The sequence below is a fragment of the Corynebacterium sp. ACRPZ genome, assembly GCF_022346205.1.
Taxonomy (GTDB): Bacteria; Actinomycetota; Actinomycetes; order Mycobacteriales; family Mycobacteriaceae; genus Corynebacterium; species Corynebacterium lehmanniae.
In genome coordinates this window covers 1-21,584 of the sequence record NZ_JAKRMR010000015.1, presented here as the reverse complement: position 1 = coordinate 21,584, position 21,584 = coordinate 1, and the positions used below count along the sequence as shown (strand labels likewise).

The window sequence follows — 21,584 nt, the reverse complement described above, 5'->3', positions numbered from 1 at the left end:
CCAGCGTCGCTAGCAGTTCGGGGTGATTGCTTGCAGGGGTCAACGTAAGGACGTTGCAGTCGAGTGACAAGGAAAATCCGGGGTCTCGGCACCTTCGTGCCCGATGCCGATACTTTCGTTCAGAACTAGGGAGGGACTACTGCGCCTGCGGCCCGCGGCCGTTGAGGACGGTTACCACGAGGTCGAGGCGGGAAGAGACTCCGTAGGCCGAGAGCAGCTTCGAGACCATCTTCTTCACGGTGGACTCGGAGTAGTTCAGGTGTTTTGCGATGTCGGCGTTGCTCAGGCCGTCGCAAAGCAGCTCAAGTACCTTTTGCTCGGTATCGGAAACACCCGCAGGCACATTGATCGCAGCCTTTGAGCGCTCGGGAGCAGCTTGCGGAGCTTGTGCCTCCCGCTGAGAGAGGTGGGGGAGCAGCTTGTTCATCGCGGCAGGTGATATTACGGTGCCACCGGCGACCGCCTGCCGTACCGAAAGGATAATTTCCTCGCGCGGCTGGCTTTTGAGAATGTAGCCGCGGCCGCCGTGGTCGAGAATGTCGAGCATCGCGGTGTCGTTGTCCAACGAGCTAATCGCCAAAAAGGCCGGGGCGGCACCACGCGCGGCGAGGTTGCGCAGCAGCTCTGCGCCGCCCATGTGCTGCATGTAGACGTCGGAGAGCACTACATCGACGTCTAATTCAGGGATGCGCTCGAGCGCTTCGGATCCGTCCGAAGCGGTTTCGACGACGGTGATCCCTTCGGCGCTGTCGAGGTAGCTTTTCAGCACCTCGCGGACGAGCGGATCATCGTCGACGAGGAAAACCCGGATTGGGTGGTCGGGTGTGGTCATCTCGGTGCGATTAGCACCACAGACGGCCGAGCATGCCACCGCACTCGAAGGTGTCGCCGATGGCGCCAGCTGCGTAGGGGGTTGCGACAACCTGCGCTTCAGCAGATGCCGCAGGTGCGACGGCGATGAGGCCGGTTGCAACCAAGGCGGAGGCGGCGAGGCGAGCAAACTTGCGCATTTGCTTGTCCTTTCGTGAACTAAAGCTGTAAATCGCTACATCGAATTATGAGTGCTTACGGTAACAGCGCGCAATTATTTTGGGCGCTTAGGGGAGAAGTCGGTACGAAAGTACCCTCCGGGTTCAGCGCTGATCTACTTTCGTTCCTTCGGCACGGTGAGGTGGTAGCGGAATGCCTCGCCTTGGTAGCCGGCGTCGAGAGTGGCACCGTCCTCAGCCAACAGGGAAGCAACCTCCCCTAAGCCGACTCCGGTGCTCATCTCAACTGCCTGCTCTTGAGGGGCGCCGAAATTTTGCACCAGGATCTGCACGTCGTGGTCGTCTTCGACTGCGGCAACAATCACTGGGCGGTGCTTATCTGCGTACTTGATCACGTTGGTCTGGATCTCACGCAACGCACCTGGAGCGTGCCGCAAGGCAATCGAATTCAAGCCTTCACCATGCATGCCACTTTCCGTGACCGCGTAGCCGTGGCTGCGCAACGTGTCCGAAAAGGATCGCAAGCAGTCGTCCAATGTGGGGGTCCTCATGGCGTTGTCCGCGCTGAACTCCGCGGGATCGTTGGAACGCATGAAGCGGATGAGTTGACGGACTTCCTGCATGGAACGTCGGGCGTCCTCTGCGATGAGTTTCGCCGCCTTGGCTGTTTGCTCGTCCCCCGACATCGCCAAGGACTCGCTCCGGAGCACGACCGAAGTGAGTGAGGATGCTACGGAACCGTGCAATGCCTTCACCGTTCGTTCCCGTTCACGCTCGAGTTCTGTCTTCAGCCGTTCGGCCTGGCGTTCACGAGTAATAAGGAAGGCGCGAAAGATCCAGCCCACTGCCCACGCAACAAGGAGTAACACGAACAGAAAGGTTGCTGTCTCAAACGAAATGGGGAAGTAGACGCCGGAGGGAAAGTCTGTCTGTGCGAGATACCAGAGATAGGCCAGCAGTGGCAGGCTTAATCTGGCGGGAACACGCAACCCCACGACAGCGGCGATCGCGAACATGCCGATGATGATGACCGCGCTCCGATACTCCGGTGCAACATTGGAGAATTGCAGTAAGAAGCCGTACCCCAACCCTGCGGTGATCGGTGCGAAGAACGCGGCAACGATGAGGAAAACCGCGTAGAGCGCCACCGCGAACCGCGACCACTCAACGGCAATCGGCGCCCCGGGCAGAGCCACTAGGCCCAGCGCATAAAGCAGGGCGGCGAGCGCAAAACCGATGCGCCAAGGGCGCGCCGCCGGTGAAAGAAGGCGGGCGCGCACGAGCTCCGGAAACGTAGGCACGGCAAACAGCGTAGCGCCCGCAACGTAGTCTGTAGCCATGCCATTGGATTTCCAGCAGCCGTTCACAGAGCGCACTCCGCGTGTGGTTAATGCGGGGAAGTTGAAGCGGGCGCAAGCTCGTCGTAAAGCTAAGGCTTTCTTGGCTGAGGGGGAGAACGCTGTTGAGGCGGCCGTGGCCACGGGGGCGGCGACGGACCTCTTCGTTACCGAGGCCGCAGCTGAGCGCTTCGAGGAGATCGTGCGGGCGGCGGGCTACATGGACGTGTACACGCACGCGATCACCGATAAAGCTGCGGACTCGCTTGCGGACGCGGTGACGTCCACCGGCATTTTTGCGGTGTGCCGCCCGGTGCTGTGGACTGTGCCCAAGATTATGAAGGGCCGGCCGAAGCTGGTGGCGGTGTGCGTGGAAACCAACGACCCGGGCAACGCCGGCACGATCATCCGTATTGCGGACGCTGTGGGTGCGGACGCGGTGATTTTCGCCGGCGACACCGTGGACCCGGAGGCTCCCAAGGTGGTGCGCTCGACCGCGGGCTCGCTGTTCCACATCCCCGTGGCGCGCGACCGCGATGTCCGCCGCGTGATCAGCCAGCTCGACGACGCTGGTCTGTCCACCTTCGCCACCACTATGAACGGCGAGGTGAACCTTGCGCAGCCGGGGGAGACGCTCGCGCAGCCGACCGCTTGGCTGTTCGGCAACGAGGCGCATGGGCTTGACGACGACATCCTCGCGGCCGCCGACCACCGCGTTTCCATCCCGATCCAGGGCAGCGCTGAGTCGCTGAACCTGGCCACCGCGGCGAGTATCTGCCTGTGGGAGTCGTCGAAGGCGCTCGCGGAGGACTAGCTTTATCGGCTGGGTTTGCAGCGCCCGCCCTCGCGCGGTCGCTGTGTCGGCCGATAGGTAAAGTGGTGGACGCTTTTGAACCGACACTGCTGCGGTCTGTATAAACAGCGCAGCGCACTTGTGGAAAGGTGCGGGTGAACACGAGCGTGGCCGACAACGCAAACCCAACTCCGGAAATTGAACTGACCGAGGACGCCCTGAATAGGGCAGCGGACGAGGCGATCGCTGCCTTTGAGGCGGCCGAGGACCTCGCTGCGCTGGAAGATACGCACCGCGCGCACCTGGGGGAGAAGGCCCCGATCCCGCAGGCCCGCCGCGCGCTCGGGACGCTGCCGAAGGATCAGCGCAAGGATGCCGGTCGGTTCGTCAACATGGCCCGCGGCCGCGCAGAAAAGGCCTACGCGCAGCTGCGCGTACAGCGCGAAGCGGAGCACCGCGAGCGTCAGCTGCGCGAGGAGAAGGTGGACGTCACCCTGCCCACCTCCCGCACGCAGGCTGGGGCGATGCACCCGATCACCACGCTGTCCGAGCACATCGCGGACATCTTCATCGGCATGGGCTGGGAAGTCGCGGAAGGCCCCGAGGTGGAGGCGGAGTACTTCAACTTCGACGCGCTGAACTTCATCCCGGACCACCCGGCCCGCACGCTGCAGGACACCTTCTACATCGGCGAGGAAGGCTCCAAGCAGGTCATGCGCACCCACACTTCGCCGGTGCAGGTGCGCACGATGCTTGAGCGCGACGTGCCCATCTACATCGCGTGTCCGGGGCGTGTGTTCCGCACCGACGAGCTGGATGCTACCCACACCCCGGTGTTCCACCAGGTGGAGGGCCTAGCTGTGGACAAGGGCCTGACCATGGCGCACCTGCGCGGCACCCTCGACCACCTGGCCAAGGTGCTGTTCGGCCCGGAGACGAAGACCCGCATGCGCACCAACTACTTCCCGTTCACCGAGCCGTCCGCTGAGGTGGACGTGTGGTTCCCCAACAAGAAGGGCGGCGCAGGCTGGATCGAGTGGGGCGGCTGCGGCATGGTCAACCCGAACGTGCTGCGTGCGGTAGGCATCGACCCGGAGGTCTACTCCGGCTTCGCGTTCGGCATGGGCCTGGAGCGCACCTTGCAGTTCCGCAATGGTCTGTCGGACATGCGCGACATGGTCGAAGGCGACGTCCGTTTCACCATCCCGTTCGGCGTGCAGGCGTAAAGGAGACTCTCGATAATGCTCATTTCCAAAAACTGGATCGTCCGCCTGCTGCAGAACGCAGGTAACAAGGATTTCAACCCCACCGACGAGGAGCTCGACGCGGGCTTCGTGCGCGTCGGCTTCGAAACCGAGGGCTACGCGCCGCTTCCGGAGGTCACCGGTCCGCTGGTCATCGGCCGCGTGGAGGAGATCGAGGAGCTGACCGGCTTTAAGAAGCCGATCCGTTACTGCCAGGTGAATGTCGGCCAGGCCAACGGCACCGGTGAGCCGCAGGGCATCATCTGCGGCGCCCGCAACTTCAAGCAGGGCGACTTGGTTGTCGTCTCGCTGCCGGGCGCGGTGCTGCCGGGCGGGTTCGAGATCTCCGCGCGCGAGACCTACGACCACATCTCCGCAGGCATGATGGCCTCCGCGGCCGAGCTCGGGCTCGCCGCGAAAAGCGAGGGCATCATTACGCTTCACGACGGCTCCGCCACCCCCGGTCAGGACGCCCGCGAGATTCTGGGCTCGGACGACACCGTCTTCGATGTCAACGTCACTCCGGACCGCGGCTACGCCCTGTCCGCCCGCGGCCTGACCCGCGAGATCGCCTCCGCCTTCGACCTGGAGTTCTCCGACGTGGCGCAGGATCCGGCAATCGCTGGCATCGACATTGCTGGCGTGCCGGCTCCGTCTGGCGAGACCATCGCGGTTTCCGTGGAGGAGTCCACCAAGGCCAAGCGGTTCGGCGTGCGCACTGTCGAAGGCATCGATCCGAACGCGACCGCACCGTTTTGGATGCAGCGCGAGCTTATGCTCGCCGGCGTGCGCTCGGTCAACGCCGCGACGGACGTGACCAACTACGTCATGCTGCTGACCGGCCAGCCGATGCACGCCTTCGACGCCGACAAGATTTCCGGTGGCCTGCGCGTGCATAACGCCACCGACGGCGAGAAGTTTGAAACGCTCGACCACGTCGAGCGCACGCTGACCGCAGAAGATGTGGTGATCAGCGACGACAACGGCATTCAGTCCCTTGCCGGCGTCATGGGCGGCACCACCTCCGAGATCTCGGACGAGACGGTCAACGTCCACTTCGAGGCCGCGACCTGGGACCCGCTGACCGTGGCTCGGACCGCGCGCCGGCTGAAGCTGAGCTCGGAAGCCTCGCGACGCTTCGAGCGCGGCGTGGACCCGCAGCTCGTGGAAAACGCTCTCGACATCGCTTGCGCGCTGCTGGTGGACATCGCCGGTGGCACGATTCACGCGGGCAAGACGCTGGTCGGTGACGTCGAAAAGCGTGAGGCGATTGCGATGCGCGCGACGCGCCCGGCTGAGCTGATCGGTGTGGATTACGCACGCGAGACCGTGGTGCGCCGCCTGGAAGAGGTCGGCTGCGAGGTCGCTGGCGACGGCGAGGAGCTTGACGTCACCCCGCCGACTTGGCGCACCGACATCACCGTGCCGGTGGAGCTGGTCGAGGAGGTCGTGCGTCTGGAGGGCCTGGACGCCATCCCGTCGATCCTGCCCACGCCCCGTGGCGGCCGCGGTTTGAGCCCGCTGCAGCGCCGCCGCCGTGCGGTGACCCACGCGCTGGCGTACTCCGGCTACGCGGAGATCATCCCCACGCCGTTTATCGCCAACAACACCTTCGACGCCTGGGGCCTCGACGCGGACGATCCGCGCCGCAACACCGTCAAGGTGCAGAACCCGCTCGATGCGGACTACGGCATCCTGGGCACCACGCTGCTGCCGCCGATGCTGGAGGCCGCAGGCCGAAACGTCGCGCGCGGCCGCGGTGATGTGGCCATCTACTCTGTGGCGCAGACCTCGGAAAAGCGCGCGGACGTCTCGCCGCTGCCGGACGTTTCCGAGCGACCGGCGGACGAGGTTGTCGCAGAACTTATCGAGTCACTGCCGAAGCAGCACCTCCACGCCGCGACCGTCGCGCTGGGCAACACGGAGCTGGAAGGCCCGTGGGGCAAGGGCCGTGCCTACGAGTGGTCCGACGCTGTCGAGGCCGCCCAGCTCGTTGCTCGCGTGTGCGGCGTCGACCTGGATGTCGAGGCTGCCGAGTACCTGCCGTGGCACCCGGGCCGCTGCGCAGCGCTCAAGGTTGACGGCGAGGTTGTCGGCCACGCCGGCGAGCTGCACCCGCAAATCCTGGAGAAGCTGAACCTGCCGGCGCGCACCTGCGCGATGGAGATCGATCTGACTGCCATCCCGCTGGCTGAGCGCCTGCCTGCGCCGCGTCTGTCCGCATTCCCGCTGCTCAACCAGGACATCGCCCTTGTTGTTGACGAGGCTGTGGCGGCCGAGGACGTGCGCCGCGTAGTCGAGGAGGGTGCGGGCGAGCTCGTCGAAGCAGTCACGCTTTTCGACGTCTACCGTTCCGACAACCTCGGCGAAGGTAAGAAGTCCCTCGCGTTCGGCTTGGCGTTCCGCGCCCCGGACCGCACGCTGACTGAGGAGGAGGCCTCCGAGGCACGCCTGAAGGCAGCCGAGTTGGCCAAGGAGCGCTTCGGCGCAGAAATGCGCGGCTAAATATTTTTCCGTGAATAACTTCCACGCGACTGCATAACTGTTACACTTGCGGCCATGTCAGAAGGCAAGGTTGTCAAAGTAGCGGTCGCGGGGGCCACGGGCTATGCGGGCGGTGAAATTCTCCGCCTGCTGCTGGGCCACCCGGCGTATCTCGCGGGCGAGCTGGAGATCGGCGCGCTGACCGGCGCGTCCAACGCCGGCCAGCGTGTCGGCGAGCTCATGCCGCACCTGCCGGAGCTGGCCGACCGGGTCATCGAAGAGACCACCGTCGAGGTGCTCGCCGGCCACGACGTGGTCTTTTTGGGGCTGCCGCACGGCCACTCCGCGGCCATCGGCGCAGCACTTGGCGAGGACGTGACCGTCATCGACTGCGCCGCCGACTTCCGCCTGCGCGACGCTGAGGCCTGGCACGAATACTACGGCTCGGAGCACGCGGGGGCGTGGCCCTACGGGCTGCCGGAGTTGCCGGGGCACCGAGAGGACGTCGCAAAGGCAACACGCATCGCTGTTCCCGGGTGCTTTCCCACGGGGGCCACGCTCGCCGCATGGCCGGCGGTGCAGGCTGGCCTGATCGAGCTGGATCTGACGGTGGTGGCCATTACCGGCGTGTCCGGGGCCGGCAAGAAGGCCAAGGTGGACATGCTTGGCGCGGAGACGATGGGCTCGCTGAAGGCCTACAGCGTCGCCGGTGCGCACAGGCACACACCGGAGATTGCGCAGAACCTCGAGGAGGTCGCGGACGGTCAGGTCACCGTGAGCTTTACTCCGGTGCTCGCGCCGCTGCCGCGCGGCATCCTCACCACTGTTACCGCACCGCTGGCACAGGGCGCGGACGCGGAGGCGGTGCGCACTGCATACGAAAAGGCCTACGCCGAGGAACCGTTCGTGCACCTGCTGCCTGCCGGCCAGCAGCCGCAGACGCAGCACGTGGTGGGCTCCAACATGTGCCACGTCCAGGTCGAAGTGGATCAGGCGGCCGGCAAGGTTGTGGCCACCAGCGCTATCGACAACCTGACCAAGGGTACCGGGGGAGCGGCGGTGCAGTGCATGAACCTCGCGCTCGGGTTCGAGGAGAGGGCGGGTCTGTCGCGAGCCGCGGTGGCTCCGTAACCGCCGACGAGACACGCCATCCCTCTATTCCCTGAAAGGACCCCTCCATCATGAGCACTCTTGGAGTCACCGCACCGCAAGGCTTCTCCGCCGCCGCCACAAGCGCGGGCCTGAAGGCATCCGGCAACCCGGATATGGCCGTCGTCGTCAACGAAGGTCCCGAATTCGCCGCGGCCGCGGTTTTCACGCGCAACAAGGTCTTCGCCGCGCCCGTGAAGGTCAGCCGCGCTGCGGTAGCAGCCGGCGAACTGAAGGCTGTGGTCTTCAACTCCGGCAACGCCAACGCCTGCACCGGCGAGCAAGGGCTGCAGGACGCGCAAACTATGCAGCGGCTTACGGCCGAAGGTGTGGGCGCAGAGCCCGCTCAGGTGGCCGTCTGCTCCACCGGCATCATCGGCGATCTGCTGCCGATGGAGAAGGTGGAAGGCGGCATCGCGGCCGTCGTCAATCAGCTCGGCGACCACGGCGCGGACGCCGCCGAAGCCATCCGCACTACCGATACCGTCGCCAAGCAAGTGCTGGTCAAGGGCGACGGCTGGACTATCGGCGGCATGGGCAAAGGTGCCGGCATGATGGCGCCGTCGCTGGCGACGATGCTGGTGTGCCTGACCACCGACGCGAAGGTGGAGGCCCAGGCGCTGCAGACCGCGCTGGAGCGCGCCACGGCAACCACCTTCAACACCCTGGACATCGACGGTTCTACCTCCACCAACGACACCGTCATCACGATGACTAGCGGCGCGAGTGGGGTATCCCCGGACCAGGACGAGCTGGACGCGGCGGTGTACGAGGCCTGCGCACAGCTGGCGGCGATGATGCAGTCCGACGCCGAGGGCGTGACCAAGCGTGTGAGCATCACCGTCGAAGGCGCCGCGGACGACGAGCAAGCGCTCAACGCCGCGCGCACCATCGGCCGCGACAGCCTGGTCAAAACGGCGATGTTCGGCTCCGACCCGAACTGGGGCCGCGTGCTCGCCGCCGTGGGCATGGCGGACGCGGAGATGGACGCGGACAACATCTCGGTGACCTTCAACGGGCACACCGTCTGCGAGTACTCCGCCGGACTCCCCGGCGCGCGCGAGGTGGATCTGAGCGGGGCGGACATCGCTGTGGTGGTGGACCTGGGCACCGGCGGCGAGGGGCGCGCGACGGTGCGCACGACGGACCTGTCGCACGCCTACGTTGAGATCAACTCGGCCTACAGCAGCTAGGAGGTGCGAGACATGATGCCGAATCTGACCAATGAGCAGCGCGCCACTGTGCTGGCGGAGGCGCTGCCGTGGCTTCAGCATTACCGCGACAAGATCGTGGTGGTGAAGTACGGCGGCAACGCCATGATCGACGAGGACTTGAAGGCCGCGTTCGCCGCTGACATGGTGTTTTTGCGCACCGTGGGCGCGAAGCCCGTGGTGGTGCACGGCGGCGGGCCGCAGATCACCCAGATGCTCGGCCGCTTGGGGCTGGACGGCGGGGAGTTCATCGGCGGGTTCCGCGTGACCACCCCGGAGATTCTGGACGTGGTGCGCATGGTGCTCTTCGGCCAGGTGGGCCGGGACCTGCTGGGCAAGATCAACTCCCACGGGCCCTACGCTGTGGGCACGTCGGGCGAGGACGCCGGGCTGTTTACCGCCAAGCAGCGCGAGATGGTCGTCGACGGCCAGCCACAGGACATCGGCCTGGTGGGCACGATCACGGACGTGAACCCGGAGGCGGTGATGGACATCATCGAGGCCGGCCGGATCCCAGTGGTCTCCGGCATCGCACCGGGGGAGCACGGCGAGGTGTACAACATCAACGCCGACGAGGCCGCGGGTGCGCTCGCCGCAGCGATCGGCGCCGAGCGCCTGGTGGTGCTCACCAACGTCGAGGGGCTGTACACGGACTGGCCGAACAAAGACTCGCTGCTGTCCAAGATTGAAGCGGGCGAGCTGGCCAAGATGTTGCCCGGCTTGGACACCGGCATGATTCCCAAGATGGAGGCCTGCCTCACCGCGGTCCAGGGCGGGGTGAAGGCGGCGCACGTGATCGACGGCCGCGTGGCCCACTCGGTGCTGCTGGAGCTGCTGACGATGGGAGGCGTTGGCACCATGGTGCTGCCGGACGACTACGACCGCGCGCACTACCCGGACGGCACAATTTTCAGAAAGGACGACGCATGAGCGAGTTTTCTTCGCGCTGGACTTCCGCGCTTTTAGATACCTACCCCGCGCCGCCGGTGGAGCTCGTCTCCGGCGAGGGCTCCACGGTCACTGACGCGGAGGGCGACACCTACATCGACATGCTCGCCGGCATCGCCGTCAACGCGCTCGGCCACGCGCACCCGGCCATTGTGGACGCGGTCAGCGCGCAGGTGGCGACGCTTGGCCACGTCTCCAACATCTTCGGCTCCCGGCCGGTAGTTGAGGTCGCCGAGGCGCTGCGCGCCCGGGTCGGGGACAAGACCGCGCGGGTGTTTTTCTGCAACTCCGGCGCCGAGGCGAACGAGGCCGCCTTCAAGCTCGCGCGCCTGACCGGCCGCCGCCGCATCCTCGCAGCTGAGCGTGGCTTCCACGGCCGCACCATGGGCTCGCTCGCACTGACCGGCCAGCCGGACAAGCGCGCGCCGTTCGAACCCATGCCGGCAGGCGTCGAGTTCTTCCCGTACGGCGACATCGAGGCGCTCGAGGCCCTGGTGCAGCAGGACCCGGGCAACACCGCCGCGATCATCCTGGAGCCCATCCAAGGCGAAACGGGAGTCATCCCCGCGCCGGAAGGTTTCCTCACAGCGGTGCGCAATCTTTGCGACGCCCACGGGATCCTCTTCATCACCGACGAGGTCCAAACCGGCGTCGGACGCACCGGCGATTTTTTCGCCTTCCAGCACGAGGGCGTCCTGCCGGACGTGATCACCATGGCCAAAGGATTGGGCGGGGGACTGCCCATCGGCGCGACCATCGCCCGCGGCAAGGCAGCGAAGCTGTTCACCCCGGGCTCCCACGGCACCACCTTCGGCGGCAACCCCGTCGCCTGCGCCGCAGCAAAAGCAGTGCTGGGTGTCGTCGACGAGGCCTTCCTCGCCGAGGTGCGCCGCAAGGGGCAACTGCTTACCAGTGCAGCTTCGCAGATCCCCGGTGTCGCCGAGGTCCGCGGGCGGGGTCTGATGCTCGGGGTGGTGCTGGATGAGGCGGTGGCGAAGCTCGTCGTCAAGCATGGGCTTGAAGAAGGCCTGATTGTGAACGCACCGGGCGACGACGTCATCCGCCTGACGCCGCCCCTAGTGATCAGCGACGATGAGATTGTTGAGGCGGTAAAGCGCCTCGCCCGCGCAATCGACGCAGCGAAAGAAAGGAGCTAAACCGATGGTCAGACACTTCCTGGCAGACGACGACCTGACACCCAACGAGCAAGCGGAGGTGCTCGCGCTGGCTGCGGAGCTGAAGCGCGAGCCCTTCTCGCGCCGGCCGCTCGAGGGGCCGAAGTCGGTCGCGGTGCTGTTCGATAAAACCTCCACCCGCACCCGCTACTCCTTCGACGCCGGCATCGCGCAGCTGGGCGGGCACGCGATTGTCACCGAAAGTGGCAACTCGCAGATGGGCACGAAGGAGAACTACCAGGACACCGGCGCGGTGCTGTCGCGGTTTGTGGAGGCGATTGTGTGGCGCACCTACTCCCATGACAACCTGCGGGAGATGGCGGAGACGGCCACCGTGCCGATCGTCAACGCGCTGTCCGACGACCTGCACCCGTGCCAGATCCTCGCGGACCTGCAGACGGTGGTGGAGAACTTCTGCCCGGATGAGGGCCCGGCGGGGCTGAAGGGGCTCAAGGCCGTCTACCTGGGCGACGGGGACAACAACATGGCCAACTCCTACCTCATCGGGTTCGCCACCGCCGGGGTGGACATCACCGTTATCGCCCCGGAAGGCTTCCAGCCGCGCGAAGAGTTCGTCGAACGCGCACGGCGCCGCGGCGAGGAAACCGGGGCGAAAGTCGCCGTGACCTCGGATATCGCGGCTGCGGAGGGCGCCAACGTGGTCATCACGGACACGTGGGTGTCCATGGGTATGGAGGAAGACGGCAAGGACCGCCGCACGCCGTTTTTGCCGTACCAGGTGGATGCTGCCCTGATGTCGCGCGCGGCGGAGGATGCAATATTCTTGCATTGCCTTCCCGCGTACCGCGGGAGCGAAGTCGCCGCGGACGTCATCGACGGGCCGCAATCGCGCGTCTTTGATGAAGCGGAAAACCGCCTGCACGCCCAAAAGGCGCTGCTGGCCTGGCTTTTGGAGCACCAAGTATGACCCAACCTGTATCCCGCACTGCGCGGCAGGCGAGAATCCTCGAGCTGCTCGAATCAACCCGCGTGTCCTCCCAGGTGCAGCTGTCCGAGCTGCTGCTGGACGAGGGCATCGACATTACCCAAGCCACCCTCTCGCGCGACCTCGACGAGCTCGGCGCGAAGAAGGTGCGCCCCCGCGCAGGCGGGCGCGCCTACTACACCGTGGGCGGCGAGGCAGATTCGCTCGAAGCGGCGCACTCCGGCCCGCGCGAGAAGCTGCGCCGCATGATCGAGGAGCTGGTCGTCTCCGTCGACTACTCCGGGCAGATCGCCGTGGTGCGCACGCCGCCGGGCGCCGCCCAGTATCTGGCCAGCTACATCGACCGCGTGGGGCTCGACCAAGTGGTCGGCTCCATCGCTGGCGATGACACGGTCTTCGTGGTCGCCCGCGAGCCCCTCACCGGGAAAGAGCTGGCGCAGCAGCTGTTCGGGCTGAAGGAAAACGTCGGCGAGTAGACATTGCGGCGCCGATCGCATAATTTTACTTACACTGAATAATTCTGAATCGTCCTGGAATTCGAAGGAGAACTTTCCCCATGACTAACCGCGTTGTGCTCGCGTATTCGGGCGGCCTGGACACCTCTGTCGCCATCCCATACCTCGCCGAAATGACCGGCGGCGAGGTCATCGCCGTCTCCCTGGACCTGGGCCAGGGAGGCGAGGACATGGAGTCCGTGCGCCAGCGAGCGCTGGACTGCGGCGCTGTCGAGTCCATTGTGGTGGACGCCAAGGACGAGTTCGCCGAGGAGTACTGCCTGCCCACCATCAAGGCCAACGGCATGTACCAGGGCGAGTACCCGCTGGTCTCCGCAATTTCTCGCCCGCTGATTGTCAAGCACCTGGTGGAGGCCGGCCACAAGTACGGCGGCACCCACGTCGCCCACGGCTGCACCGGCAAGGGCAACGACCAGGTCCGTTTCGAGGTCGGCTTCCTCAACCAGGATCCGGACCTGGAGATCATCGCCCCGGCCCGCGACTACGCCTGGACCCGCGACAAGGCCATCGAGTACGCCGAGGGCAAGGACCTGCCCATCGAGCAGTCTGCGGCTTCGCCGTTCTCCATCGACCAGAACGTCTGGGGCCGCGCGGTTGAGACCGGCTTTTTGGAGGACCTGTGGAACCCGCCGACAAAGGACCTCTACGCCTACACCGAGGATCCGGCGCTGGGCAACGCCCCGGACGAGGTAATCATTTCCTTCGAGGCAGGTAAGCCGGTGGCTATCGACGGCCGCAAGGTCACCGTCCTCGAAGCCATCGAGGAGCTGAACCGCCGCGCCGGCGCCCAGGGCATCGGCCGCCTGGACATGGTGGAGGACCGCCTGGTGGGCATCAAGTCCCGCGAGGTCTACGAAGCACCGGGTGCTGTTGCGCTGATCACCGCGCACAAGGCGCTCGAGGATGTCACCGTCGAGCGCGAGCTGGCCCGCTACAAGCGCCTCATCGACGCCCGCTGGTCTGAGGAAGTCTACGACGGCCTCTGGTTCGGCCCGCTGAAGCGCTCCCTGGACGCGTTCATCGAGTCCACCCAGGAGCACGTCACCGGCGACATCCGCATGGTGCTGCACGCCGGCAAATGCACCGTCAACGGCCGCCGCTCCAACCACTCCCTGTACGACTTCAACCTCGCCACTTACGACACCGGCGATTCCTTCGACCAGACCCTGGCCAAGGGCTTTGTGCGCCTGCACGGTCTGTCCTCCCAGATCGCCAACAAGCGCGATCGCGCGGCCGGCTCCGACCAGGAGAAGTAGTCGATGCAGCAGCACAAGACCAACGAGGGCGCGCTGTGGGGCGGCCGCTTCTCCGGCGGCCCCTCGGAGGCGATGTTCGCCCTGTCCGTGTCCACCCACTTCGACTGGGTGCTCGCGCCCTACGATGTGCTCGCGTCCAAGGCGCACGCGAAAGTGCTCAACAAGGCAGGTTTGCTTAGCGACGACAACCTCACGGTGATGCTCGACGGCCTCGACAAACTCGGCCGCGATGTTGCCGACGGCTCGTTCGGCCCGCTGCCCACCGACGAGGACGTGCACGGCGCGATGGAGCGGGGCCTGATCGACCGCGTCGGTCCCGAGATCGGTGGTCGCCTGCGCGCGGGCCGTTCCCGCAACGACCAGGTTGCGGCGATGTTCCGCATGTGGCTGCGCGACGCACTCCGCGGCGTGGCCCAGGACGTCTCGGACCTCATCGACGCGATCGTTCAGCAGGCCGAGGCGCACCCGGACGCGGTCATGCCGGGCAAGACCCACTTCCAGGCCGCGCAGCCGATCCTGCTCGCGCACTCCCTTCTGGCCCACGCCCAGCCGCTGCTGCGCGACCTGGAGCGCATCCAGGACGCGGACAAGCGTCTTGCAGTTTCGCCGTACGGCTCCGGTGCGCTGGCAGGATCCTCACTGCACCTGGACCCGGAGGCGATCGCCGCAGAGCTCGGCTTCGACTCCGCCACCGATAACTCCCTTGATGGCACCGCGTCGCGCGATTTCGCGGCAGAATCGGCGTACGTGCTGGCGCAGATCGCGATCGACGTCTCCCGCTTCGCCGAGGAGATCATCGCCTGGTCCACGCCGGAGTTCGGCTACGTCACCCTGCACGACGCGTGGTCCACGGGCTCGTCGATCATGCCGCAGAAGAAGAACCCCGACGTGCCGGAGCTCGCCCGCGGCAAGGCTGGACGCTTGATTGGCAACCTCACCGGTCTTTTGTCCACGCTGAAAGCGATGCCGCTGGCGTATAACCGCGACCTGCAGGAGGACAAGGAGCCGCTGGTGGATTCGGTGACCCAGCTGTCCATTCTCTTGCCGGCGTTCACCGGCCTGGTGTCCACCCTGACGTTCCACGAGGACCGAATGCGCGAGCTGGCCCCGGCAGGGTTCACGCTGGCGACGGATCTGGCCGAGTGGATGGTGCGCCAGGGCGTGCCGTTCCGCGAGGCCCACGAGGCATCCGGCGCCTGCGTGCGCATCGCGGAATCCCGAGGCGTGGACCTGGTCGACTTGACGGACGAGGAACTGCAAAGCGTCGATAAGCGATTGCTTCCGGAGGTCCGCGAAGTGCTCACCGTTGACGGTGCGGTGGCATCCCGCGACACCCGCGGCGGCACCGCGCGCCCGCGAGTGGAGGAGCAGCGCGAGCGTGTGCGGGAGGCGAACAAGGCCGCGCGCGAGTGGGCGACAACGCCGGTGCGCGCGCAGTAGTTCGTCGATTGTGGCGCGCATCTCGGCCCGGCCATTTAGCATGTGAGATATGAATGTGCCGAGCAGCCATGACGCCAAGCCCCGGGGACGGAAAGTCTCCGTGGTGCTTGGCGTCATTTTAGTTGGGGTGGTCATCGCCGCCGTCGCGCTGGGTCGGGGGCTGTTGCCCTTCGGCGACGGGGATGAAGGGGGAACAACCGGCGGGTCCGGCGGCAAGCTGACGCAGCTGCACGGCGTGATCGGCTCGGAAAAGCGGGCCTATTTCGAGGACCCCGACGTGGTGGCCCGGCTGGAGGAGCTGGGGTATCGCGTCAGCGTCACCACCGCCGGCTCCCGCCAGATCGCCACCACCACGGACATCGCGGAGCAGGACTTCGTCTTCCCCTCCTCGGCGCCGGCGACGCAGAAGGTGCGCGAGCAGGGCAGCGGCTATTCCGTGGACTTCCCGTTCTTCACGCCGATGGCGGTGGCGAGCTGGAAGCCGATCGCTGACCTCCTCGTGGCAGAAGGCGTGGTCAGCGAGCAAAACGGCGCGTACACCCTGGACGTGAACAAGTACATGGACCTGGCCCGTTCCGGCAAACGTTGGCGTGATCTGGGCGAGGCGTACCCGTCGCCACGCAATGTGCAGATCCGCTCCACGGACATCCGCACCTCCAACTCCGCGGCGATGTACCTGTCGCTGCTGGCGTGGGAGGTGGCCGAGCGCGACCCGGAGCGCAGGGACGACGTCGGGTACCTCATCGACGAGATCGCCCCGTTCTTCACCGCGCAAGGGTATAGCGAGGCGTCCTCCTCGGGGCCGTTCACGGACTACCTGAGCCAGGGCATCGGCGCGGCGCCCATGGTGATGGTCTACGAGGCGCAGTTCTTGGGCGAGCAGATGCGGCCGAACTCGCGCATCCGGGACGACATGGTGCTGCTGCACTTGAGCCCCACCGTGCTCGCGAACCACGGCATCGTCGGTGTCTCGGAGGGCGGCAAGGAGCTCGGTCGCCTGCTGTCGAACGACCCGCAGCTGCAGCAGCTCGCCGCGCGCCACGGGTTCCGCCCCGCGAACTCCGGCAGCTTGGCGCAGGAACTCGAGGACCGCGGTCTCGAAGCGCCTTCCGACTACGTCAATTCCATCGACCCGCCCTCCTACGACAGGCTCGAGCAGCTCATCGACGGAGTGGGACAACGCTACGCCGGAGCGCCCGCGCCGGTGAAGGAGGACGACCAATGAAACGCCTATTCGCGGCGCTCGCCGCCCTGATGTCGCTCATGCTCGCCTCGTGCGTCTCGCTCGACGGCGGCACTTCCGGTTCCTCGGGCTTCGGCGCTGGCTCCGGTTCCGGCAAGTCGGCGGACCTGACCATCGTCGCCGCGACAGAGCTGAAGGATCTCGAGGGCCTGGTCGACCAGGCCGCCAAGGACCTCGGCTTCTCCATCGACATGCAATTTCCCGGCGGCACCCTGGACAACTCGCAGACCCTCAAGCGCGGCGACTTCGACGGAAAAGTGGACGCCACCTGGTTCGCCACCAACCGCTACGTCAACCTCATTGGCGCCACCGACAAGCTCGACGGCGAGACGAAGATCGCCACCAGCCCCATAGCGTTCGGCGTCTGGGAGGACAGCGCCAAGCGCCTCGGCTGGGACGCCAAGCAGCCCACGTGGGCGGAGTTCGCCGCAGCCGCGGAGGCCGGGGAGTTCAGCTTCGGCATGACCAACCCGCAGGCGTCCAACTCCGGGTTCTCCGCGCTCGTCGCCGTTGCCACCGCGCTGGCGGACACCGGCGACGCCATCGCGCCGGCGGACCTGGAGCGCGTGGGCCCGCGCCTCGAGCAGCTGTTCCAGGCCCAAACCATGGTCTCCGGGTCCTCCGGGTGGTTGGCCGAGGCGTTCGCCGACGATCCGGAGCGCGCGGACGCGATCGTCAACTACGAGTCCACGCTGCACCAGATGCGCCAGCAGGGCCAGCCCATCGAGGTCGTGGTCCCGGCCGACGGCGTGATCTCCGCGGATTACCCCCTGTCCGCGCTTTCGCAGCCGGCGAATGCGGACGCGCGGGAGCGCGTCGAGAAGCTTGCGAATTGGCTCCTGGAGCACCAGCCCGACATCGCCGACACCTTCCGCAGGCCGGTGACGCAGGTGGACAACCTGCCCGCGGAGATCGCGGACCAGCAGGTCATCGAGCTGCCGTTCCCCGCGAACGAAGGCGTGGTGAACGAGCTCCTGTACGCCTACGACAACTCCTACCGCCAGCCCGGCACCACCACGTTTGTGCTGGACACCTCGGGTTCGATGGAGGGCCAGCGCATCGCGTCGCTGAAAGACATCATGCATTCGCTTATCGACGGCTCCGCTTCCACCCTCACCGGCGACGTCTCCCTGCGCGACCGGGAGAACGTCACGCTGCAGTCCTTCGACAGCAGGCCGAACGACCCCGTGACGGCGCGGTTCTCCCACGAGGACCCGGCGGCGGCCGCGGAGCTGACCAACTACGTGGATGGGCTCAGTGCCAGCGGCTCCACGGCGATGTACCAGACGCTGCTTGAAGCACTGCGCGAGACGGATCCGGCCGGCGGGATTCCGTCGATAGTCCTGCTCAGCGACGGCCAAGACACCGTCGGGCCCCGCTTTTCCAAGTTCAAGGAGGAGTACGAGCAGCTGCCGGCCGCACAGCGGTCCGTGCCGGTGTTTGTGATCCTCTACGGCGACGCTAGCGAGTCGGAGATGCGTGAACTGGCGGAGCTGACCGGCGGCGAAGTGTTCGACGCGCTCGGCGGCGACCTCGCGGCGGCGTTTAAGGAGATCCGTGGCTTCCAATAATGTTTCAGGCAACGCGTTCGCCCGCTACTTTGCGTCGCCGAAGAACCAGGTCGGGCTGGTGCTTGCCATCCTGGTGGTTGTTCTGCACCTGGTGGTGGGTATCGGTGTCTACTGGCCGGTGGCGGCGCTGGCGGCCTACGGGGCGGGCGCGGCGCTGACCCCCGCGCGCACACCCAAGGAGCTGCCCGTGGCGCCGGCGGAGCCCACCCCGGTGGTGCTGGAGCGGTCGCTGCAGGAGACCTCCAGGCGTTTGGGCGGCGCCCGCCCGCCGCGCCAGGTGATGGCCCAGGCACGTGCGCTCGAAGACACTGTCCGGTTCGTACTCTCGGAATGGGAGCACCTGGAACCTACCCCGGAGCACCGCCAGACGATTTGGAATGTGGTGAAGGTGTACTACCCGGAGGTCGTCGATACGTATCTCGATGCCCCGCAGTACCGCGACGCCTCCGCGGTGCGGGTGGTAGTGGACTCTTTGACCACGCTCACGCGCGCGGCAGGACGGGTGCGGCAGGGCATATTGGACGACAACCTGCGGGCGATGGATTCCCAGGCGCAGTTTTTGAGGGAGGAGCTCGGGGAGTTGCCCGGACTCGACGACAGCTACCGCGGCGGCGACGGGTACGATCCGAAACCATGAGTCTGGATCCGAAGCTTCTCAGCGTCCTCGCGTGCCCCAAGGACAAGGGCCCGCTGGAGTACAACCAGGAAAAGCAGCTCCTGGTCAACGAACGCCTCGGAATTGCCTATCGCATCGACGACGGCATCCCGGTTTTGCTCATCAACGAAGCAGAGCCCTACACCCCCGCGAACTAGAAGAAAGCGACCATGACTTCCACCAACATCATTGATGAGCTGACCTGGCGAGGGCTGATCAACCAGTCCACCGACCTAGACAACCTGCGCGAAGCCGCGCAAGCGCCGATCACCCTGTACTGCGGCTTCGACCCGACCGGCCCGTCGCTGCACGCCGGCCACCTCGTGCCGCTTCTGATGCTGCGCCGCTTCCAGGAGGCCGGCCACACACCGATCGTGCTGGCCGGCGGCGCCACCGGCATGATAGGCGATCCGCGCGACGTAGGGGAGCGGTCCATGAACTCCGCGGACACCGTGAAGGATTGGGCGGAGCGCATCTCCGGCCAGCTCAAGCGCTTCGTGCACTTCGACGGCGACAACGCCGCGAAGCTGGTCAACAACAACGACTGGACCAAGGACCTCAGCGCGATCGAGTTCCTGCGCGACATCGGCAAGCACTTCTCCCTGTCCACCATGCTGGGCCGCGAGACGGTGAAGCGCCGCCTGGAAAACGACGGCATTTCTTACACCGAGTTCTCCTACATGCTGCTGCAGGCCAACGACTTTGTGCAGCTGCGCCGCGCGCACGACTGCATCCTGCAGATCGGCGGCGGCGACCAGTGGGGCAACCTTGTGGCCGGCGTGGACCTGAACCGCCGCATCGACGGCGCGCAGACCCACGCGCTGACCGTTCCGCTGGTCACGGATTCCGAGGGCAAGAAGTTTGGCAAGTCCACCGGCGGCGGGTCCCTGTGGCTCGACCCAGAGATGACCAGCCCGTACACCTGGTACCAGTACTTCGTCAACACCGCGGACGCCGACGTGATCCGCTACCTGCGCTGGTTCACTTTCTTGGACCAGGAGGAGCTCTCCCGCCTCGAGGTCGAGGTGGAGGAGCGCCCGTTCAAGCGCGAGGCGCAGCGCCGCCTTGCCCAGGAAATGACGGATCTGGTCCATGGCGTCGAGGCGCGCGAGGCCGTCGAGCTCGCATCCCAGGCGCTGTTCGGCCGCGCCGAGCTTGCGGATCTGGACGAGGCGACCCTTGCCGCGTCCGTCTCCGAGACCGACGTCTTCGAGTTCTCCGGCGAGACCACCATCGTGGATCTGCTCGTCGGCGCAGGTCTCGCGGATTCCAAGGGTGCCGCCCGCCGTTCCATCAAGGAGGGTGGCGCGTACGTGAACAACGTCCGCATCGAGGATGAGGCGTGGGTGCCCACCGAGGACGACTTCCTCCACGGTTCCTGGCTGGTGCTTCGCCGCGGTAAGAAGAACTTCGCGGGAGCGAAGCGCGTCTAGCAATCTGCTTTACGACGAGCTAACGCCCAGGCCCGGACTTACCATCTGGCCTGGGCGTTTTGTGTTGTATCTAGCTTCGTGGTTATATATCCATCCGTTGCTTCTGAGCGGTTCGGCCGCTTGGAGGGAATGGTTTAAGTGAATAGGGGTTACGTTCTGGTTAACCGGGGTTTAACGTGAGTTTGACTTTTGGTTGGTTGGTTGTGTAGCTTCTGACGAAGCCGCTTTTTCCGGCTGGGGCCGTGTTTGGTTCTGGTTGGTGGGTGTGCTGGTGTTGTTTGAGAACTCGATAGTGTGCCAATGTACTTTTGTTGCGTGGGTGTGTTTGCCTGCCTCGTTTTGTGCACTGTGTGGTGTGTGCCCTGTTGTGGGTGTGTGCCGGTGGTGGCGTGGTTGAATTCCAATGATGGATCGCGTCATCTGTTTGGTTCAGTGTGCGTGGGGTGTGGTTGAACATGTTTCACGTATTTTTTGGCCAGCCTCCTTTGTGCCCCGTCGGGTTGGGGGTTGGTGTTGAACCTTTGTAATTTTTGGATTTTGCCAGTCCAGCACTTTGTGTTGGTTGGTTTGTTTTTGGTTGGGTTTGGGCTTTTCACGGCCTGTTTCTTCTGAAACTGTTTTTGTGGAGAGTTTGATCCTGGCTCAGGATGAACGCTGGCGGCGTGCTTAACACATGCAAGTCGAACGGAAAGGCTCCTGCTTGCAGGGGTACTCGAGTGGCGAACGGGTGAGTAACACGTGGGTGATCTGCCCTGCACTTCGGGATAAGCCTGGGAAACTGGGTCTAATACCGGATAGGACGATGGTTTGGATGCCATTGTGGAAAGTTTTTTCGGTGTGGGATGAGCTCGCGGCCTATCAGCTTGTTGGTGGGGTAATGGCCTACCAAGGCGTCGACGGGTAGCCGGCCTGAGAGGGTGTACGGCCACATTGGGACTGAGATACGGCCCAGACTCCTACGGGAGGCAGCAGTGGGGAATATTGCACAATGGGCGCAAGCCTGATGCAGCGACGCCGCGTGGGGGATGACGGCCTTCGGGTTGTAAACTCCTTTCGCTAGGGACGAAGCGTTATGTGACGGTACCTGGAGAAGAAGCACCGGCTAACTACGTGCCAGCAGCCGCGGTAATACGTAGGGTGCGAGCGTTGTCCGGAATTACTGGGCGTAAAGAGCTCGTAGGTGGTTTGTCGCGTC

General features: G+C 65.5%; 19 protein-coding genes and 1 rRNA gene. 17 read left to right on the top strand and 3 right to left on the bottom strand.

The features are described from left to right. Positions 1-136: 136 nt before the first annotated feature. From MHX64_RS10205 to MHX64_RS10195, 3 genes are all read right to left on the bottom strand, one after another. A complete protein-coding gene (locus MHX64_RS10205) occupies positions 137-832 on the bottom strand; it encodes a response regulator transcription factor (protein ID WP_239357279.1) in 696 nt (231 codons plus the stop codon). 10 nt (positions 833-842) lie between these two features. Next, a complete protein-coding gene (locus tag MHX64_RS10200) occupies positions 843-1,010 on the bottom strand; it encodes a hypothetical protein (protein WP_239357281.1) in 168 nt (55 codons plus the stop codon). Positions 1,011-1,144: 134 nt separating this feature from the next. Next, entirely contained in the window at positions 1,145-2,329 is a 1,185-nt protein-coding gene (locus tag MHX64_RS10195; protein WP_239357283.1) for a sensor histidine kinase, read from the bottom strand. On the opposite strand from MHX64_RS10195, the gene MHX64_RS10190 reads away from it, so the two are divergent. The 17 genes from MHX64_RS10190 to MHX64_RS10110 form a co-directional block, all read left to right on the top strand. Then, positions 2,328-3,140 (top strand): RNA methyltransferase, encoded by an 813-nt coding sequence (locus tag MHX64_RS10190; protein WP_239357285.1) that lies wholly within the window; start codon positions 2,328-2,330, stop codon positions 3,138-3,140. The two genes, MHX64_RS10195 and MHX64_RS10190, sit on opposite strands and share 2 nt — an antisense overlap. A 134-nt stretch (positions 3,141-3,274) precedes the next feature. Further along, complete coding sequence (pheS, locus tag MHX64_RS10185; protein ID WP_239357287.1) at positions 3,275-4,345, top strand: phenylalanine--tRNA ligase subunit alpha; 1,071 nt, start codon at positions 3,275-3,277, stop codon at positions 4,343-4,345. 15 nt (positions 4,346-4,360) lie between these two features. Beyond that, positions 4,361-6,868, top strand: coding sequence for a phenylalanine--tRNA ligase subunit beta (gene pheT, locus MHX64_RS10180; RefSeq protein ID WP_239357289.1), 2,508 nt, complete (start codon positions 4,361-4,363; stop codon positions 6,866-6,868). 54 nt (positions 6,869-6,922) lie between these two features. Next, on the top strand, positions 6,923-7,978 hold the full coding sequence (argC, locus tag MHX64_RS10175; protein ID WP_239357290.1) for an N-acetyl-gamma-glutamyl-phosphate reductase: 1,056 nt from the start codon (positions 6,923-6,925) through the stop codon (positions 7,976-7,978). A gap of 50 nt (positions 7,979-8,028) precedes the next feature. Further along, complete coding sequence (argJ, locus tag MHX64_RS10170) at positions 8,029-9,189, top strand: bifunctional glutamate N-acetyltransferase/amino-acid acetyltransferase ArgJ (protein WP_239357291.1); 1,161 nt, start codon at positions 8,029-8,031, stop codon at positions 9,187-9,189. Between the two features lie 12 nt (positions 9,190-9,201). Continuing rightward, on the top strand, positions 9,202-10,137 hold the full coding sequence (argB, locus tag MHX64_RS10165) for an acetylglutamate kinase (protein WP_255711400.1): 936 nt from the start codon (positions 9,202-9,204) through the stop codon (positions 10,135-10,137). Then, on the top strand, positions 10,134-11,312 hold the full coding sequence (locus MHX64_RS10160; RefSeq protein ID WP_239357293.1) for an acetylornithine transaminase: 1,179 nt from the start codon (positions 10,134-10,136) through the stop codon (positions 11,310-11,312). Before argB ends, MHX64_RS10160 begins: the two co-directional genes overlap by 4 nt. A 4-nt stretch (positions 11,313-11,316) precedes the next feature. Further along, positions 11,317-12,258: an ornithine carbamoyltransferase gene (argF, locus tag MHX64_RS10155; RefSeq protein WP_239357294.1), complete on the top strand. Its 942-nt coding sequence runs from the start codon at positions 11,317-11,319 to the stop codon at positions 12,256-12,258. Continuing rightward, positions 12,255-12,752, top strand: coding sequence for an arginine repressor (locus tag MHX64_RS10150; protein ID WP_239357295.1), 498 nt, complete (start codon positions 12,255-12,257; stop codon positions 12,750-12,752). Before argF ends, MHX64_RS10150 begins: the two co-directional genes overlap by 4 nt. A gap of 80 nt (positions 12,753-12,832) precedes the next feature. After that, on the top strand, positions 12,833-14,047 hold the full coding sequence (locus tag MHX64_RS10145) for an argininosuccinate synthase (RefSeq protein WP_239357296.1): 1,215 nt from the start codon (positions 12,833-12,835) through the stop codon (positions 14,045-14,047). Positions 14,048-14,050: 3 nt separating this feature from the next. Next, complete coding sequence (gene argH / locus MHX64_RS10140; protein ID WP_239357297.1) at positions 14,051-15,487, top strand: argininosuccinate lyase; 1,437 nt, start codon at positions 14,051-14,053, stop codon at positions 15,485-15,487. A 49-nt stretch (positions 15,488-15,536) separates the two neighbouring features. Next, positions 15,537-16,712, top strand: coding sequence for a hypothetical protein (locus MHX64_RS10135; RefSeq protein ID WP_239357299.1), 1,176 nt, complete (start codon positions 15,537-15,539; stop codon positions 16,710-16,712). Continuing rightward, positions 16,709-18,301, top strand: a complete 1,593-nt coding sequence (locus tag MHX64_RS10130) for an extracellular solute-binding protein (protein ID WP_239357301.1) — start codon at positions 16,709-16,711, stop codon at positions 18,299-18,301. Before MHX64_RS10135 ends, MHX64_RS10130 begins: the two co-directional genes overlap by 4 nt. Beyond that, positions 18,288-18,938 (top strand): hypothetical protein, encoded by a 651-nt coding sequence (locus MHX64_RS10125; protein ID WP_181888368.1) that lies wholly within the window; start codon positions 18,288-18,290, stop codon positions 18,936-18,938. The genes MHX64_RS10130 and MHX64_RS10125 overlap by 14 nt, the downstream gene beginning before the upstream one ends. Beyond that, positions 18,935-19,114, top strand: a complete 180-nt coding sequence (locus tag MHX64_RS10120; RefSeq protein WP_239357303.1) for a Trm112 family protein — start codon at positions 18,935-18,937, stop codon at positions 19,112-19,114. The genes MHX64_RS10125 and MHX64_RS10120 overlap by 4 nt, the downstream gene beginning before the upstream one ends. Before the next feature lie 12 nt (positions 19,115-19,126). Next, positions 19,127-20,389: a tyrosine--tRNA ligase gene (gene tyrS / locus MHX64_RS10115; protein ID WP_239357304.1), complete on the top strand. Its 1,263-nt coding sequence runs from the start codon at positions 19,127-19,129 to the stop codon at positions 20,387-20,389. Positions 20,390-21,008: 619 nt separating this feature from the next. Beyond that, positions 21,009-21,584 (top strand): 16S ribosomal RNA (locus MHX64_RS10110); the annotation flags it as partial.

Coding starts and splice junctions, on each gene's coding strand:
- argF (WP_239357294.1), top strand. CDS start 11,317: ATGGTCAGACACTTCCTGGCAGACGACGACCTGACACCCAACGAGCAA.
- argC (WP_239357290.1), top strand. CDS start 6,923: ATGTCAGAAGGCAAGGTTGTCAAAGTAGCGGTCGCGGGGGCCACGGGC.
- MHX64_RS10190 (WP_239357285.1), top strand. CDS start 2,328: ATGCCATTGGATTTCCAGCAGCCGTTCACAGAGCGCACTCCGCGTGTG.
- argJ (WP_239357291.1), top strand. CDS start 8,029: ATGAGCACTCTTGGAGTCACCGCACCGCAAGGCTTCTCCGCCGCCGCC.
- MHX64_RS10130 (WP_239357301.1), top strand. CDS start 16,709: ATGAAACGCCTATTCGCGGCGCTCGCCGCCCTGATGTCGCTCATGCTC.
- MHX64_RS10195 (WP_239357283.1), bottom strand. CDS start 2,329: ATGGCTACAGACTACGTTGCGGGCGCTACGCTGTTTGCCGTGCCTACG.
- MHX64_RS10145 (WP_239357296.1), top strand. CDS start 12,833: ATGACTAACCGCGTTGTGCTCGCGTATTCGGGCGGCCTGGACACCTCT.
- MHX64_RS10160 (WP_239357293.1), top strand. CDS start 10,134: ATGAGCGAGTTTTCTTCGCGCTGGACTTCCGCGCTTTTAGATACCTAC.
- MHX64_RS10205 (WP_239357279.1), bottom strand. CDS start 832: ATGACCACACCCGACCACCCAATCCGGGTTTTCCTCGTCGACGATGAT.
- argB (WP_255711400.1), top strand. CDS start 9,202: ATGATGCCGAATCTGACCAATGAGCAGCGCGCCACTGTGCTGGCGGAG.
- argH (WP_239357297.1), top strand. CDS start 14,051: ATGCAGCAGCACAAGACCAACGAGGGCGCGCTGTGGGGCGGCCGCTTC.
- MHX64_RS10135 (WP_239357299.1), top strand. CDS start 15,537: ATGAATGTGCCGAGCAGCCATGACGCCAAGCCCCGGGGACGGAAAGTC.
- MHX64_RS10120 (WP_239357303.1), top strand. CDS start 18,935: ATGAGTCTGGATCCGAAGCTTCTCAGCGTCCTCGCGTGCCCCAAGGAC.
- MHX64_RS10200 (WP_239357281.1), bottom strand. CDS start 1,010: ATGCGCAAGTTTGCTCGCCTCGCCGCCTCCGCCTTGGTTGCAACCGGC.
- tyrS (WP_239357304.1), top strand. CDS start 19,127: ATGACTTCCACCAACATCATTGATGAGCTGACCTGGCGAGGGCTGATC.
- pheT (WP_239357289.1), top strand. CDS start 4,361: ATGCTCATTTCCAAAAACTGGATCGTCCGCCTGCTGCAGAACGCAGGT.
- MHX64_RS10150 (WP_239357295.1), top strand. CDS start 12,255: ATGACCCAACCTGTATCCCGCACTGCGCGGCAGGCGAGAATCCTCGAG.